Here is a 16,206-nt window from a genome sequence, read left to right on the forward strand (position 1 = left end):
TATTAATTGGGTACCATTTTAGTCCTGTATAAAATTGATGTGAAGCCCTAACGCACAATCATTGGCAAATTAGCCTTATTCTTGGCACGTTCGATGCAAATGCCATCAAAAACGCCAATCATTATCATTTAAGAATTCTATTTGCTACTCGATATAAAAAAACCTACCGCGTAAAGGGGTAGGTTTTATAGTGCATTAAGCAATCAGGCCTTTTTAACAAACTCCGATTTGAGCTTCATAGGACCAATACCATCAACTTTACAGTCAATATCGTGGTCGCCCTCGACGATACGAATACTCTTGACCTTCGTGCCTACCTTAACCACCAACGAGCTACCCTTGACCTTCAGATCCTTGATAACCGTTACGCTGTCACCGTCAAAAAGCAGGTTACCGTTAGCATCACGCACGCTTGGAGCGTCATCCGCCGCGTCGGTATTTGCCGTTTTTGACCATTCATGGCCACATTCCGGGCACACGTACTGCAAGCCGTCATCGTATGTAAACGTTGAGGCGCAGGAGGGACAGTTAGGCAGTTCGTTCATGGACGGCTCCATCGCGGGCAATAAGAAAGCGATGGAGCCTACACCGAATGGACAAAATGCTCCAGTCTGAGAGGCTATCAGCCCCGCTGGTAAGTGCCCACCAGGCGGTCAATGCCTAATAGATGCGGCTCAACTTCTTTTAAAAGCTCAGCCATGCTGAGCCCTTCCGGCAGCGCCGTTTGATGATCCAGCGCCAGCACCAAGAAATAGTAAAGGTGCTTGCCATGCCCTTCAGGTGGCATCGGGCCGCCATAGCCGCGCTTGTCGAAGTCGTTGCTGCCTGGCGTACCGATCGGGGTATTTTCCTCAAGGCCCGTAATATCGCCCGGCAGATTATAAAGAGTCCAGTGAATAAACCCGTAGCTGCCGTCTTTAACAAGCGGCGCATCGGGGTCATGGCAGATCACCGCAAACCCTTTGGTACCTTCAGGAGCGTTATGCCAGGCAAGCGGTGGAGATACGTCCTCACCTTCGCCGGTATAACGTGCAGGAATCGCCTGATGCTGCTCAAAAGCCGTACTGGTAACTTGCATGGATGATCGTGCAAATGCCATTTGTCTCTCCTTGGGTTAGCCAATGACGCTTAGTACAGGGTGGCTGGAAAGAGTGCCGCTATCAAGGCCGGTTCAGAAAACCTGAGTTTTGTTGCCACCACTGCCGAGCTATCTCGACATTTTCTGCGTTACCGGCAGGATTCAGCACGGTGGGCAGCTGAACGTAGCTTCCACCTGTGTTCACCATCAAGAGCGGATCTTGCGTTGCCAGCTGTAGCGCATACAGCACCAGCATTTGCTCATACTCATCGTGTGTATCCAAACGTGAAAACAGCAGAGGCACGGCGGGCAAGCCAATTTCGCCTAATCGTTCTGCCGCGATATACCACACCCGTGGATTGTCACGATCACCGTAGGTGGAAACAAACCGCCGGTCGGAAAGCCGGCTTACATAGTAAGACGCCTCTTCTTCAGGGCTTACAAAGAGCGGCGGCACCCAGTCGGTCGCCGAAGCCGTATTGGCGTAAGTAGTCGGCGCTGCCGGGGGCAGCGTTTGGGAAACCGGCACGTCAACCGTGCGCGGATTTTCGGGCGCGGATGTACGCTGGCTGCCCGCACATCCGGCTAACAATACGCTTCCCAGCAGTAAGACATACAACACTTTTTGCTGCATTTTCATGCTCCCTGTGCACTCCCTCACAATAGACCTGCCATATCCATGACCAACATCATGACCAACGGCCCTGGCGTTTTAAACGTCTTTTTACCCAGCCATCATACAGCTTGCGTAACCCGGGTTTAATAAGCGGCAAGCCAATAACCCAGGCCACTGGACGCAACAATGCAACGCGCGCCATTAATAGCCGATAGGCATCAATCCCCTCAACGATGCGCCCGTCGGTTTGCTCAATATGCAGCGACCTTAAGGCCGCCTCCAGCGCTATCCCTTTATTTTGCAACGCCTGCTGATATTCGCTCACATCGCACCAGCGAATATCGCTTGCCCCTTCGCCCGCCCAACGCTCATAGCGCTGTCTGTCTTTGCGGCAGCTGGGGCAAACCGCATCGTAATAGACATTGATGACATCGTGATTAGGCATAGTCAGCTCTAGGTAACGTTTTACCGATTAAGTGTGGCACTTACCCCGCCAGAGGCAACCCCACTGCAGCGCAACTCGGCAAGCATCCGCGGTTAACCGTCAAACTACAATCAAAAAAGCCTGCGATGCCAAATGAACGGCCTCGCAGGCTTTATTAACACCTTCTATTTCATTAGCACCACTGTGAGTGCCAAAGAAGCCCTACTTATGCACGTTACATCAATGCGCTCTGCGCATCGTCCTGTACTCCGCTAATGCTGACATCGTCGCTAAGAGCAGCTACCTCCTCATCTAGATAAGCAGCATCATTCGCTTCAGAGGCCATGGCCATCATCATACCCATGTTCGAAGCGCTGGCTGCTTCCGCGCCCGCATCTCGAGTGATCTGGAAAGACGCCAGATCCATGGAGCCGCCGTTGAAGGTAATGCGCAGAACCTGAACGCCTTCCTCTAAATCCAGCGTCAGCGAGGGCCCATCGACATACACACCCCAGTCGCCGGAGTTGGGTACCGAACCGCTGGCCTGCTCATAGAAACCGCCATTTTGCTCCACCGCTGCGGTGATCGTGCGCCCGTCATTGGGGCTTGAGGTAACGAACGACAGGGTATGATTTCCCGCCTGCTCAACGTTAATGGTGTACTCCAACCACTCGCCCTCATCCACCCAGCCGACAGCCTCCCCTTCCCCGACGATATCCACACCGTCGCCAGGGCGCACTACTGTGCCGATCTGGAAGGCATCCGCATCGTTGTAGGCAACGCCTTGACCACCCTCATCGTAGTTCACCGCATCGAGCGTCAAGCCATCATTGGCATCCACTAGCCATGGCGTTCCTTCAGCGTTGAACGCCTGCTGCCCATCGCGCGACAGAGTGAACGAGGCCAAGTCCATCGATCCACCATTGAAGGTGAGCCGCAATACCTGCTCGCCAGCTTCAAGCGCTACCTGAGAAGCATTGGTGGGCTGGAAGTTACCCCAGCCGCCGGTCGGCGATACCACCACCGGGCCGCTCGATGAGTAGGGCGTACCGTCACCTTGAGTAAAGGTGGCTGTAATGCTGCGCTGAGAGCCGTTAACGTCCCCAAGCGCTGACAGGAAGGATAGGTCATAAACGCCGGCCTGCTGAATGTTGAGCGTGTATTCCACCCATTCGCCTTCATCCACCCAGCCGATGGCATCGCCATTACCCACGATATCCACACCGTCACCGGGACGTACTTCCGTACCGATCTGGAAGTCATCGACATCGTTGTAGGCAACCCCCTGACCTCCCTCATCATAGTTTACGGCCTTAAGGCTGAAGTTACCGCCCACTAGCCACGCCTCACCATTGGCGGTGAAGGCCTGTTGACCGTCATCTACGGGGGCTTCTTCTACTGCTAGCGTAAAGCCTGCTTGCACGCTAGCCTGGCCGTCAGAAGCCGTAACGATAATGTCGAAGCTTCCCGCCGCGGTAGCCGTTCCGGAGAAAACTCCGTCCGAGGACATAGAAATTCCGCTGGGTAGGCCACTGGCGGTATACGCCAAGCTATCGCCATCGGCGTCGACAAACGCATCCTCAGGCAGGCTGAAGCTAATTGCTTCCCCCTCCACCAGGGTGACATCGTTGATGGCTTCCTCTACCACCGGCGCCTGATTGACTGGGGTCTGATCGACGGGCGCCAGGTTGAACGAGGCCAGATCCATGGACCCACCGTTAAAGGTAAGCCGTAACACCTGCTCGCCGGCTTCAAGCGCTACCTGCGTGGTGCTGGTCTGGGTGAACGTCGTCCAACTGCCGGTTGGTAACACCCCTACCGGTGAAGCCGTTACGTAAGGCGTATCGCCCTTGGCAAAGCTCGCGGTAATGGAGCGGGCGGTCGAATTGGTCGAGGCCATGGCGGTCAAAAAGCCGAGATCATAAACACCATCTTCTGCCACATTAATGGTGTACTCGACCCATTCGCCGTTCTCTATGAAACCAATCGCTTGCGATGGAGTGGAGATATCCACCGCCTCGTCGGAGCGGAAGGAACCACCCTGGTGGGCGGCATCCGAGTCGTTATAGGCCACACCCTGGCCGCCGTTATCATACAAACGTGCCTCCAGGCTCAGCCCATCAGCGCCTACCTCCCAAGCGGTTTGGGTGTCGTTGTAAGCACTCTGGCCATCATCGACAGGCGCTACAAAGTCGAGGTTGAACGACGCCAGATCCAACTGACCACCGTTGAAGGTCAGCCGCAGCACCTGCTCCCCTTCCTCCAGATCGAAGGTCAACGGGCCCACGGTCTGGAAGCTGGTGAAGCTACCGGTGTTGGGAAGACTCTGCACCTGCGATGGGGTGTAGAACTCGCCATCCTGCTCGAACGCGGCGGTAATGGTCTTGCCACCGCTCGTCGCAGAGGTTGAGAAGCTCAGCGTATAGGTGCCCGCTGTTTCTACGCTTAAGGTGTACTCGACCCACTCACCATCCGCGATGTAACCCAGTGCCTCGGTACCGTTTGAGATATCGACCGCCTCGTCGGAGCGGAACGCAGCACCCTGATGGCCTGGCGTGGTGTCGTTATACGCCACGCCCTGGCCGCCGTTGTCATACAGTTTCGCTTCCAGCGCTAATCCTTCACTGCCCACCACCCAGGCGGTCTCACTAGCATTAAAGGCGGTCTGGCCGGTTGGTTCAGGGTTATCGAGGAAGTTCGGCACGCCGTCGTTGTTATCGTCGTCGTACAGATCCACCCGGCCGTTGCCGTCGGCATCCTCCGCTCCTGTCGGGTCGTAGGGGGTAACGTTTTCGACCAGGAAGATATTGTCGTTGTAGTCGTAGTTCACCCCGGCATAGTCCTGGATCACGATATAGGTGTCAGGAATGACGTTGCCCGCGGCGTCCTTGGCGATATACACGCGGATCAGATGGCCGTCGCTTGCGTCCCAGTTGAGATTGGTGCCCGGGTTACCAATGGCATCAATAGTGTCCTCGTAGAGGTTAGCATCCGGATCCGACCAGGAAATGTAGCCCTGACGGCCCGATATCTCAGCGAAGAAGCCAAACGGCGCATCACGATCCAGGGTAGTTATGGTCAGCTGGTTGCCGTTGTTAAGCGTGCGCGGCAATAACGTCTGACCATCCGCCTCGTCGTGGGCCAGAATTTCATCACGGTTGCGGCTATCCACATCGTGGATGAATAGCCGAGCCACATCGCCTTGGGTGTGATAGGCCGCCAGCTGAGAGATCTTGATTGGTGAGCTGCCCTCAGCACGCTGGAAGTACGGCGCCAGAATTTCGTCACCATTGGCTTCCACCAAACCACCCTTGTTCATCTGTCCTTCAGCCACATTGGTGGTGTAGCCAAAGGCGTTGATGATTTCCTGGACCAGGGGCTCTTGACCGCTTTCAGACTGGTTTTGAGCCAGGCCCGCCAGTTGGATAACCTTTTCGCCCTCGTCGGCATCGCTTGAATTGATGATCAGGCTCGCTTCATAGAGGCTTGCATCGTTGGGGTCATTGGCAATAAAGCGCACCGTCACATCAATGGCCTCACCAGGCTCCAGCGTCACCGCAGAGAACGCCTGGGTAAGTTCGAACAATGTCGTATCGCTGACCTCGATGCTTTCGATATCAAGGTTCTCAATACCATCGTTTCTGAGCGTGATGGTTACTTCATCATGCACCATTTGCGCCGCGTTGGCCGGGTTCTCGATGCGTGACATCACCAGGCGGTCATTGGACGGCACGCCGTCGTTATTAATCACCGTGAGTTCACCACCGATCACCGGCGTCACGCCCTCAATGAGGAACATGTTGTCGTTGTAATCGTAGTTGATGCCGGTGTAATCCATGATGCCCAGATAGGTATTGGGAATCACGTTGCCGTTAGCATCCAGCGCCCGGAACATACGCACGGTGTAGCCCCGCTCGATGCCTTCAGCACCGGCTGGCGGCGTACCACCACCTTGGGGATTAAGCGACGGGTCGGTGGAAAGATTGGCAACCTCAATCCCAAACACGCCCTGGCCGGTCCAACTGCCGGGAATATCGTCAAGCGAGAAGCTCGCGGTAGCGAACTGCCCATTGCTTTTTACCGGTAGAAGGGACTGGTTATTATCTCCCGCATGGTTGCTGAAGATGATGTCCTGGTTTTTATTTCCTGGATTATGGATGCCCAGGGTTGCACCACCATCGCCATGATAGGCCGCTAACTGAGTAATCTTGGCTTCCCCGACGCCATCTGCCAATGCCCAATAGCGCGACATGACTTCATCATCGTTAACGGGCCGATAGAGATCGAAATCGTTGAGCACGGAGTTCTCTCCGCCGCCCACCGTGGTCAGGCCATCGATACGGTTACCAAAGCCAAACACTTCCCAGACTTCATTGACGTTGGGTTCCCAGCCGCCCTCGTCACGCGCCTGCCAGAAGCCGGCCATATGGATCTCAGCCACCGGCGAATCAGCGTCATTGGTGACCAGACGAATGCGGCCTTCGAACACACCATCTCCCGCGTCGTTGGTAGGTGCTGTGTAGCTGCCACGGTCGAACAAGACCGTCACCTCAAGCGATTCACCGGCGGCGAGCGTCAAGCCTTCAAAGACGCTGGGGTTTTCCAGCACAAACGGGCCTTCAATATCGGCGTCGAGTATCTCAAGCACATCGCTGCCGGTGTTGGAGATCGTGACCGTCGCGCTTTCCTTGAAGTCGCGATTGGGGTTCGAGGCGCTGTCGTTCTCCAGATAGCTGAAGTGCAGCCGATCAGAGAAATAGGCAGCATCGCCGCTTTGCACCGCGATATCGGCATTATCGTTGCCAGAGACTGGCATTACATCCAAATAGTCCAGATCATCGGCGCCATCGGCCGTGGAAACGGCACGCAGGTTGTATTCCACACCCGCTTTGAGCTCGACATAAACACCCTCTTCGCCAGCCTCTCCCACGCCCGGATAGGCCAGTACTTTAACCGTCTGGCCGTTAAGGGTTAGCGACAGCCCCTGGCCATCGTCACCGCCAACATTCGCGGCTAGATCCAGGCGATAAAGGCCGTCGGCATCGACCGTGAAGTAGAAGTCGGCGGTTAGCTCGTTAATGGTGCGAGCACTGTCGCCGCTCTCAAGCTCGATACGCGACCCATCCGAAACGTCGGCATATACCGGGACGAAGTTATCGGTCGGCGCATTCGGCACCTGCAGCAGGTCGATGTTGGGGCCCACGCCGTTCGGCGCAGTCAGGGTAACGGTATTGCTGCCCGCTTGTAATGTCACCAGAGTGTTTTGGAAGAACCAGTTATCCTCGGCGGCGTTGCTTTGACCTTCAAAGTTCAGTTGTCCCAGATCGACACCGTTGATAGTCAGGCCCAGCGGGCGATCAGCTTTTGTCGTATCCAAGGCATAGCGGAAGCCGATGTCGTAGCTACCCGCCTCACTGACATCAATGGTCCAGGTAATCGTCTGATCGCCCGTTCCATCAAAGTCGACAAAGCCGTCACCGGAGGCATTGCGATCATCGTTACTCGAAAGTACTACCACCGGGCCATCCAGCGTCGCGCTTTCGGCTTCATATTGGATCACGTCCGGCGTGGTATCCGGCGTGCCTTGCAGGATTTCCAGCTGATCGATATTGGGGCCGGTATTGGCAGTGGCTTGCAAGCGCACCGTATTCTGGCCGCTGACCAACGTGGCCGCCACGTCTTCGGTCAACCACTCGGCCCAGGCCGCGTCACCGGTCAGTCCTGGCGGCGGGCTAAAGTCGAATACGCCGACACTGACATTGTTGACGAACACCTCAAGAGGACGATTGGCATCGCCACCGTTGGCATAGCGCAGCCTGAGTACTGAATCGCCTGCCTGAGCGGCGCTCAGATCAAAGGTGAAGGTGAGGAAGTCGACGTTAGTAGAGCCAAAATCGGCATAGCCTCCCAAAACACCATCGTTATCGTTGGTATTGCCATCCACACCGAAGGATCCCGGGCGCAGGCCGTTGGGCAGGCCTTGGGTAGTTTCCGGGTTACTGGCATCGCGGATCTGGATCTCGGCGCCAGCACCGGTGGCAATCGTCACGGCGGTGCCGTCATCCGGCGTCTTATCTTCTGCCTGAATGATCAGCAGCGATTCCAAATCACCTGGTTCGGGATCAACCGGATCCACCACTCCACCCGGCGCCGGGTCTAAGCGAATGATTTGGCTCTGGCCATTACCGCGGTTCAGCGTCAACACGTAGAGCTGTCCAGTAACCGGGTTCTCGATAATATCCAGCGGATCTACATAGGTGATAACGTTGCCGTTAGGATCGCGCAGCACGTCATCACCGATCACATTGCCGTTAGCATCCAGCGTGATTGAGCGAATGTCGTCGCCACCCGAGTACTCGGTGAACAGTACGTTACCTTGCAGGTTGCCGCCGAACACGCCACTGGTGTACTCCACCGCGCCGTTGGGTGAGCGGTTTTCGCCAAGTGAATAAACGCCAGAGATATCGTAGGTGCCCTCAGGGTTGGTGCCGACCGGATAGCGGTCAACCTGGTTGGGGTCGCTGCCGCCCGTCGGGTTGCCGCCATTCATGATGTACTCATCGCGCAGCGGATTGGGGTGACCGTAATAGCCCCCCTCAACGATCTTGAACAGATAGTCGTCCTGTTTTTCGACGTTGGTGTAACGCTCGTTTTCAGGCGTTGAAGGGTCGTCCGGTACGTTGCCGCCTGCCGCCGAGCCGTTGGTCGGCACATACAGGAAGCCGTTGGAGTGCCACACCAGGTCATAGGCGTTCCGCGCCCCGGTGGCGAAGATCGTCAGCACCGCGTCTTCGGCATAGGGGTCATAAAAGCTCTGGAGCACGGTGCCGTCAGCATCCTGCACCGTGGCGACACCACGCTCATCAAATACCAGGAATTCGCCGTTGCCCATGGGAATCGGATCATCCTTGGGATGGCCATCCGGGTCATCATAGCGCGTGTTCTGGCCGTTATTAGGCACAGGTTCAGTGGAGACATCAAAGCCTCCAGGAGGCGCATCGCGGGTCGGATCAATCTCCATCACGGCGGCGTTCAGCAGACGCTCGGGGCGGTTGCCCCAGGCGCTATCCGGTTCACCCATGGCCGAGTTGGAGCCTTGAATCAGATACAGCAGATGCGTCGGCACGTCGGGGTTGGTAGCCGCGTCATAATCCGGATTGGCGCGGAACTCGAGGCTGTTAGTCACGTGGTCGCCGTTAGAGCGCGGAAGCCCCGTAATGTAGGGCTCGGCGACACCGGAAAAATCGCTGCCGCCATCCAGGGTGATCTTGGTAATGCGACCGCTGAACTCCGGCACGCCGTTATCGCGCCCATTGAGCGGGATGGGATAGTTGTCGGTGATCCACAGCACGTTCGAATCGGTGGGATCGACCGTCAGGCCGATAATGCCCCGTCGGTCGTTACCGCTCTCAGCCCCCGCTTCGAAGAAGTAATCGCTTGGCAGCGAAAGCTCCTGACGGTTGACCAACGAGCCGTCGCTTGGATCGATGTCAAAGCGCAGGATCTGGCCGCCAATGGTGGCCACGTACATGGTCGAACCGTCAGAGGTAATTTCAAGCGACGTGAAGCCAAAGGCGTTGTCTGCGGCGCCATTGAGTTCAACCACATCGTTGAAGGCCACGTCACGGGCAACCACCTCGGGCGTTTCACCAGTGACGAAGGTATTGGTGTATTTCTGGAACTCACGGGTCGGCGCCAAAGCGTCATCGTTAGGGCCACGGTCCTGAAAGCCATCAATTACTAACGTATAGCTGGTAAACGGTTTGAGTATGCCGCTGGGCGAAATCGTCAGTGAGTCGAAACCGCCCGTCGTATTGACGTTAAAGGAAACCTCCTCGCCGGTGACCGTTTCAAACAGCTTTACAGAGCCATCGTTAAGGCTCTCAAGCAAGGCTCCGCCACGCCCGTCGACCACCGAGATACCTACGAAAATATCCGAAGTCGGGTCAACGCCGGTAGGAATAGCGCCATTCTCTGGATCAAGATCAACCTCCACCTCGTTTTGCCCGACACCGGCAATAGCCCGCGCATCGGTGAAGAAGGCGTAATCCTCTGGGGCGGCGCGGTCATCGTCCGGGGTCAGGTCCGGCAGCGACTGAATCTCAATGTACTGGATCTCAGTGTTCTCGTTATCCAGGCCCATAGAGTCCAGCGTCAGACGGCCATCAGTGACCTGCACGATACGAGTCACGAGGTCAGAACGTACACCATCGGTGTCGTCGGCCGGGTTACCGTCGGCTGGGAAATCATCTGGTCGGAAAGGCGTGAAGGGGTCGTTGAACAGCTCGCCCTCCGCATTGAGCACGTTGCGGCTGTCGTAAGGGCCCGAGGTGTCGCCAATCGAGATGGTGACCTCATAGTAGCCGTCGGCAAGCTCAATCTCCCAACCGGCGCGTATATAGTTGCTTCCGGGCTGGTCAAAGTGGGCATAGGTGCCCTGGCGTGGGTCGAGACCCGCGATATCATCGGTACGGTCATTGACCGCCACGCTGGTCAGGCTCGATATATCCAGCGGCGTAGTGCCGGGTTCACCATCGTAAATCGACGCTTCGGTCACCCAGCCGTACTGGTAGGTTTGGCCATCGATGGTCACCGACTGAGTGCCGAAGGCTTTACCGTTATCGGCGATATACCCTTCAGGCACCGCTACTCCTTCTGGCTGGAAGTTTATCTTGACCGAGAAGCGCTCACCCGGCTCTACCACGTCCGGCGGCTCGACACCGTCACGGGTAATGCTCAGGCGGTCGATATTGGGGCCCGCTGCGGTCAGATTCTCCAGTCGGATGGTGTTGCTGCCCGCCTCGAGTTCAACCTCGATCGTGGTATCCGTCCAGTTCTGCCAGTCGGTGGTACCCACGCCGGTTGATACAAAGGCCAGGCTGCCCTGGGACTCACCTCCGACCAGAATATCCATGGGCCGGTCAGCACCGTTGCTGCCCGCATTGGCATAGCGCACGGTCAACGTATAGGTGCCCGCCTCATCGGCGACAACATTGAAGGAGGCGGCGTCGCCAATATCACCGCCCATATCCAGATAGCCGCTTCCCGTAAAGCCATCCCAGAGGCCATCGGCACCGGCGGCCTCGTTAGTTTCAGGATTCGCGGCATTGCGCACCTGGGTATCCAATGTGGTGCCTACGTTATCCGGATCATCGATGGCTAGCGCTTCGCCCTGAATCTCGAAGGTAAACGGTGCAGGAGGCGTTTCGCCATCATTGAAGTCGAATACGATCTGATCGATATTAGGGCCGTTAGCCACGCCACCATTGGCTGCCGTGGGAATCGTCAGCGTTAACGTATTGGCGCCCTCTTCGAGCGTTACCTGTATCTCCTGCTCAAGCCACGCATCCCAAGGGTCATTGACGCCATCATCTAGCGCATTGGTAAAGGCAACTTGGGGTTGTCCTGCACCATTAACCGCCAGATCCAATGGCCGAGGCGCAGTCCCCCCGTTGGCATAGCGGATGGTGGCGGTGTAGGTGCCCGCGGTGGGCGCATCAATGTTAAATGTGATTTGGTCACCCGCATCGGTGCCGAAATCCATATAGGCACCGCCTACCGCACCTTCCCGGTAATTGCCGAAGTCATCGGGATTGCTTGCGTCCACCGTACGTGTAACGGCTCCTTGGGCCGTGCCGCCAACGTCGGTAACGACGGCGTCTTCACCTTGCACGGTAAAGGGCTCCACCACTACGCTGCCATCGTCGATGGTGACGCTATCGCTGGCTTCAGCTTCGTTACCCGCAGCATCTGTCACGATCAGCGTCACGGTAACGTTACCGCTCTGACCGCTGAGATCCACGCTGATATCGCCGTTTGCTGCAGGCGTTACGGCAGTGCGAGTGGCGCCGCCATCAAAGCTGACTTCATAGGCCACGATGTCGTCATCGGCACCGGCAACATTAAACATTGCCGTGGCGAGCTGGCCGGGCTCCAGAGTATCGTCGGCAACAGTCAGGCTCAGGTTGCCATCTTCATCTGCGCTGTCATCGACCGGGATCGGGCCGCTGCCCTCCTCGGTGATTTCAATGCGGTCGATATTGGGGCCGGTGGTCGCGCCTGCGGGAATAGCCAGTGAAACACTGTTACTGCCAGCCTCAAGGGTGATCGTAACGGTTTCAAAAAGCCAGTGGTTGAATCCTTCCTCGGGGCCGGTGCCATCGGGATCAGTACTGGCAAACGGCAGCGCGTCGACATCACTTCCGTTAACGCTAAGATCAAGCGGGCGACCGGTGTTGCTGGCGTAGCGAATATTAAGATCGTAGCTACCCGCTTCCGGAACCGTGATCGCAAACGTTATTGCATCACCCGCGGTATCGCCGAAATCAAGGTAACCTTCACCCGTGAACCCGGGTCGCAAGCCGTTGGGCAGGTCGGAATTGTCTTCGAGATTATCCGGATCACGAATGGTGGTAACGGTAGCGTTTGAGCCATTATCCAGGATGGTCAACACGCCCTCTTCGGCCTGAACAGCGAAGGGGATAAATTCGGCAACCTCCGCGTCATCTTCACTCACGCTACCACTGGCCGTGGCGGCGGCACTGTCGATAGCGAAGCTGTCATCCGTGGCGCCCGTAAGCGTGACGGCGACCGTCTCGGTGTCGTTGTCCTCATCATCGTTGGCTACATCAACCGCGAGCGTAGCGACGCCGTCGGTAAAGGTCACGGTACGGGTCTCGGCGACACCATCAATTTCTAGTGCAAGCTCTACATCGCCACTGAAAGAGTCCGAGGCGCTCAAGGCGAAGTTCAGCGTCGTGACGCCCGTATCGCCACCTTCTACGACCGTATCCGCATCAGCGATGCTGATCAGGATGGTGGGTTCAGGTTCAGGATCGACGCTGCCCATAGGCACAAACTCGATATAGTCGATGCGCGCGTACTCCAACGCCGTCGAGTTGGCGGTGAGCGTCAGGGTGGCGTCATCGCCTACGGTCACATCGGTAAAGGTGACGGTGCGGAAGTTTTGCACCTGAACGCCGTTGCCGCTGTCGGCATCATCATCAAAGACCCAGTTGCCGCTGAAGCTTTCGCCTTCGGCGCTGCCGATACTCAGCTGGGCGGTGCTTTCACCGTCGTTTTCATCGATATAGCCAACAATAATGGTGTAGGTGCCTGCTGCCACCTTGCCATCCAGTAAATAGCTCGCGGTGCCTTCGCTGTTGCCGGGCATGCGAATTGCCTGGCCACCATCGGCGGCGGCAATATTTTCAATAGTGAAAGTGGTTGCGCTGTCGAAATCTTCCGCCTGCAGACGGATCGGTTCGCCAGGCGCTGCACCATCGTCATCTTCACTGACGCTACCGATAGCCGTGGCCGCGGTGCTGTCAATTACAAAGCCGTCACTCGTCGCGCCGGTAAGGGTCACCGCGACGGCGTCTGTGCCATTGTCCTCGTCATCATTGGCTACATCGACTGCTAATGTAGCAACGCCGTCGGTAAAGGTAATCGTACGGGTCTCGGCGGCGCCATCAATGTCGAGGGAAAGTTCTACATCGCCGCTGAAATCATCCGAAGCGCTCAAGGCGAAGTTCAGCGTTGTGACGCCCGTATCGCCCCCTTCGACGACCGTATCCGCATCAGCGATGCTGATCAAAATGGCGGGTTCAGGCTCAGGATCGACGCTACCGGTGGACACAAACTCGATATAGTCAATGCGTGCATACTCCAACGCCGTCGAATTGGCGCTGAGCGATAGCGTGGCGCCATCGCCTACGGTCACACCGGTAAAGCTGACGGTGCGGAAGTTTTGGATCTGGGTGCCGTTGCCACTCTCGGCGTCGTCATCGAATACCCAGCTGCCGCTGAAGCTTTCGCCTTCGGCGTTGCCGATACTCAGTTGGGCGGTGCTTTCACCGTCGTTTTCATCGATATAGCCGACGATAACGGTGTAGGTGCCCGCGGCCACCTTGCCATCCAGCAAATAACTGGCGGTGCCTTCGCGGTTGCCGAGCATGCGAATCGCCTGGCCACCATCCGCGGCGGCAATATTTTCAACGGTGAAGGTGGTTGCACTGTCGAAATCTTCCGCCTGTAGACGGATTGGGTCGGCAGGGACGATAACCTCTTCATCATCTTCGCTGACACTGCCGGTCGCCGTTGCGGCAGCGCTGTCGATAGCGAAGCCATCATCCGTAACGCCAGCGAGCGTGACCGCGACGGTTTCGCTGCCGTTGTCTTCAGCATCATTGTCCACATCGACCATTAGCGTAGCCACACCGTCGGTAAAAGTGGCGGTGCGGGTCTCGGCGACGCCATCAATGTCGAGAGCCAGTTCCACATCACCACTGAAAGCCTCCGTTGCACTCAAAGTGAAGCTAAGCGTAGTAACGCCTTCATCACCACTCTCGACGACTGGATCAGCGTCAGCGATGCTGAGCAGGATGGTAGGTGCCGGCGGCGCAGCTTCCAACAACGCTATCTCAAACTTATCGATATTAGGGCCGTTGGCACCGCCCCCCAGACGCAGGGTGTTACTACCGGCATCCAGCGTGACCTCAATGGTTTCGGTGGACCAGCCTTCCCATTCGGTCTGGCGAGTCGGATTCCCACTAGTGGGTGCTGCCGGTTGGTTGGCCGTCGGCACATCACTGACATCATCCGGATAGTAGCCGGGCTCCGCCGTTGCGGCGAAATTAAAAGTACCTAATGGCGTAGTCGAACCAGCATCAACCAGAGAAAGATCCAACGGGCGACCGGAGCTACTTGCATAGGTCACCGTGACGCTATAGGTACCGGCGGTGGCGACATCCAGCGTGAACTCACCGTAAGCATTGGCGTTATTTAAGGCCCAATCAAGATAGCTTGCGCCCTCGGCGCCCACTCGGAAAGTTTCGCTGCCGCTCGTAAAATCGGCAATATTGTCGACGGTCACTACCCGGTTGGTTGCACTGTTGTCGTTATCAACCGTTGGAGAAAGCACCAGGTCTTCCCCCTGAATCACATAGACGTCAGGATTCGGCGCGCGCACTTCCAGATAATCGACGTTGGGCCCGCTGGCACCGTTGGACGTAAAGGTAACGGTGTTCTCGCCGGCCTCAAGCTGCACACGGATGATGCGCTCACCGAATTCGCTAAAATCGGTTGGAGTGGCATTTAGAGTGGTGCTGGGAAGGTCGAACATGCGATCCACCAGCTCGCCGTTAACGTCCAAGCGCAAGGGACGGTTTCGATCAGAGCCGTCATCGTTCTGGCTAAGCGCATAGCCCAGCCCTAGCTCGTACTCTCCCGCTTCGGCAACGCTGAATGTGAACGTCAGCGTCTCACCACCGTTGATACCATCGCCATAGTCTACATAAGCTTGACCATCGGCATTGACGGCATTCGGCTGCAGAACGGGGTCGCTAACCACGTTAATGCCAGGGCCCGAAGTAGCCGCCCAGGCGCCATCACTCGCATCGGCATCTTCGGCCTGTATGCGCAGTGGAGAGAAAGTGTCGGGCGTGACGGCCAACGCGGCCACCGGGGCTTCATCAGCCTGTAACAGTATTGTTTCGTAGGTAGCCTGCTCAATGGGCTCACTCTCTGGCGCCACATCAAGCTCAAGGTCCATATTCGAGCCTGGCAACACCTGACCAGATGCATCCAACGCTTCCAGGCGAAGCTTTAACATTCCCAAGGCAGGCGTGGGTAAATCATCAAAAACAAAGGGGCGCTCAACGCTCTCAAATGTTGAGATCTCGTTGCGACCATCTTCCCAGATCATCCTGAGTGAATGAATAGACGGCTCCCAAGGAGAGGCATATGGCGTTACGTGAAGCTGGTTATCATGGAAGGTATCCCTGCCAAAGCGATCTCCCTCATTAATGGAACTCAGCAGAGTGTTCGCTTGGCTGGCAAAAAAAGACATAGAATACATGGTCTACCCCTTGGCTTTAATTATTTTTTATAAGCGCACTCGATATGCACTTATGAGCACCCATTAACCGTTCCTTTTCTCAGCAGGCTTATGAGTGTAAAGCGCACGTTTAGCATTAACCGTGCTGAGGAGAGAACTGGCTATTCGAGAGTCTAACCGGGCTTTCTAGAGTGACAAGCTGGGGTATTTGACATACTTATTTACCAAAATGTTACTAAAAAATAAGCAGA

Annotated in this window: 5 protein-coding genes; all 5 read right to left on the minus strand. The window is 56.5% G+C overall.

Translation table 11 applies throughout. The features are described from left to right. Positions 1-203 precede the first annotated feature (203 nt). Positions 204-545: a zinc ribbon domain-containing protein YjdM gene (locus ACT3R7_RS11495; protein WP_192537649.1), complete on the minus strand. Its 342-nt coding sequence runs from the start codon at positions 543-545 to the stop codon at positions 204-206. Between the two features lie 77 nt (positions 546-622). Then, positions 623-1,099: a YbhB/YbcL family Raf kinase inhibitor-like protein gene (locus ACT3R7_RS11500; protein ID WP_192537650.1), complete on the minus strand. Its 477-nt coding sequence runs from the start codon at positions 1,097-1,099 to the stop codon at positions 623-625. A gap of 61 nt (positions 1,100-1,160) precedes the next feature. Beyond that, positions 1,161-1,712 carry a hypothetical protein gene (locus ACT3R7_RS11505; RefSeq protein ID WP_193091741.1) on the minus strand — a complete coding sequence of 184 codons (552 nt, stop codon included), beginning with the start codon at positions 1,710-1,712 and terminating at the stop codon, positions 1,161-1,163. A gap of 55 nt (positions 1,713-1,767) precedes the next feature. Then, positions 1,768-2,139, minus strand: coding sequence for a thiol-disulfide oxidoreductase DCC family protein (locus ACT3R7_RS11510; protein WP_193091722.1), 372 nt, complete (start codon positions 2,137-2,139; stop codon positions 1,768-1,770). Between the two features lie 214 nt (positions 2,140-2,353). Next, positions 2,354-15,976: a carbohydrate-binding protein gene (locus ACT3R7_RS11515; protein ID WP_226940131.1), complete on the minus strand. Its 13,623-nt coding sequence runs from the start codon at positions 15,974-15,976 to the stop codon at positions 2,354-2,356. Between the last annotated feature and the right edge of the window lie 230 nt (positions 15,977-16,206).

The sequence above is a fragment of the Halomonas sp. AOP43-A1-21 genome (genome assembly GCF_052376775.1).
GTDB lineage: Bacteria > Pseudomonadota > Gammaproteobacteria > Pseudomonadales > Halomonadaceae > Vreelandella > Vreelandella colorata.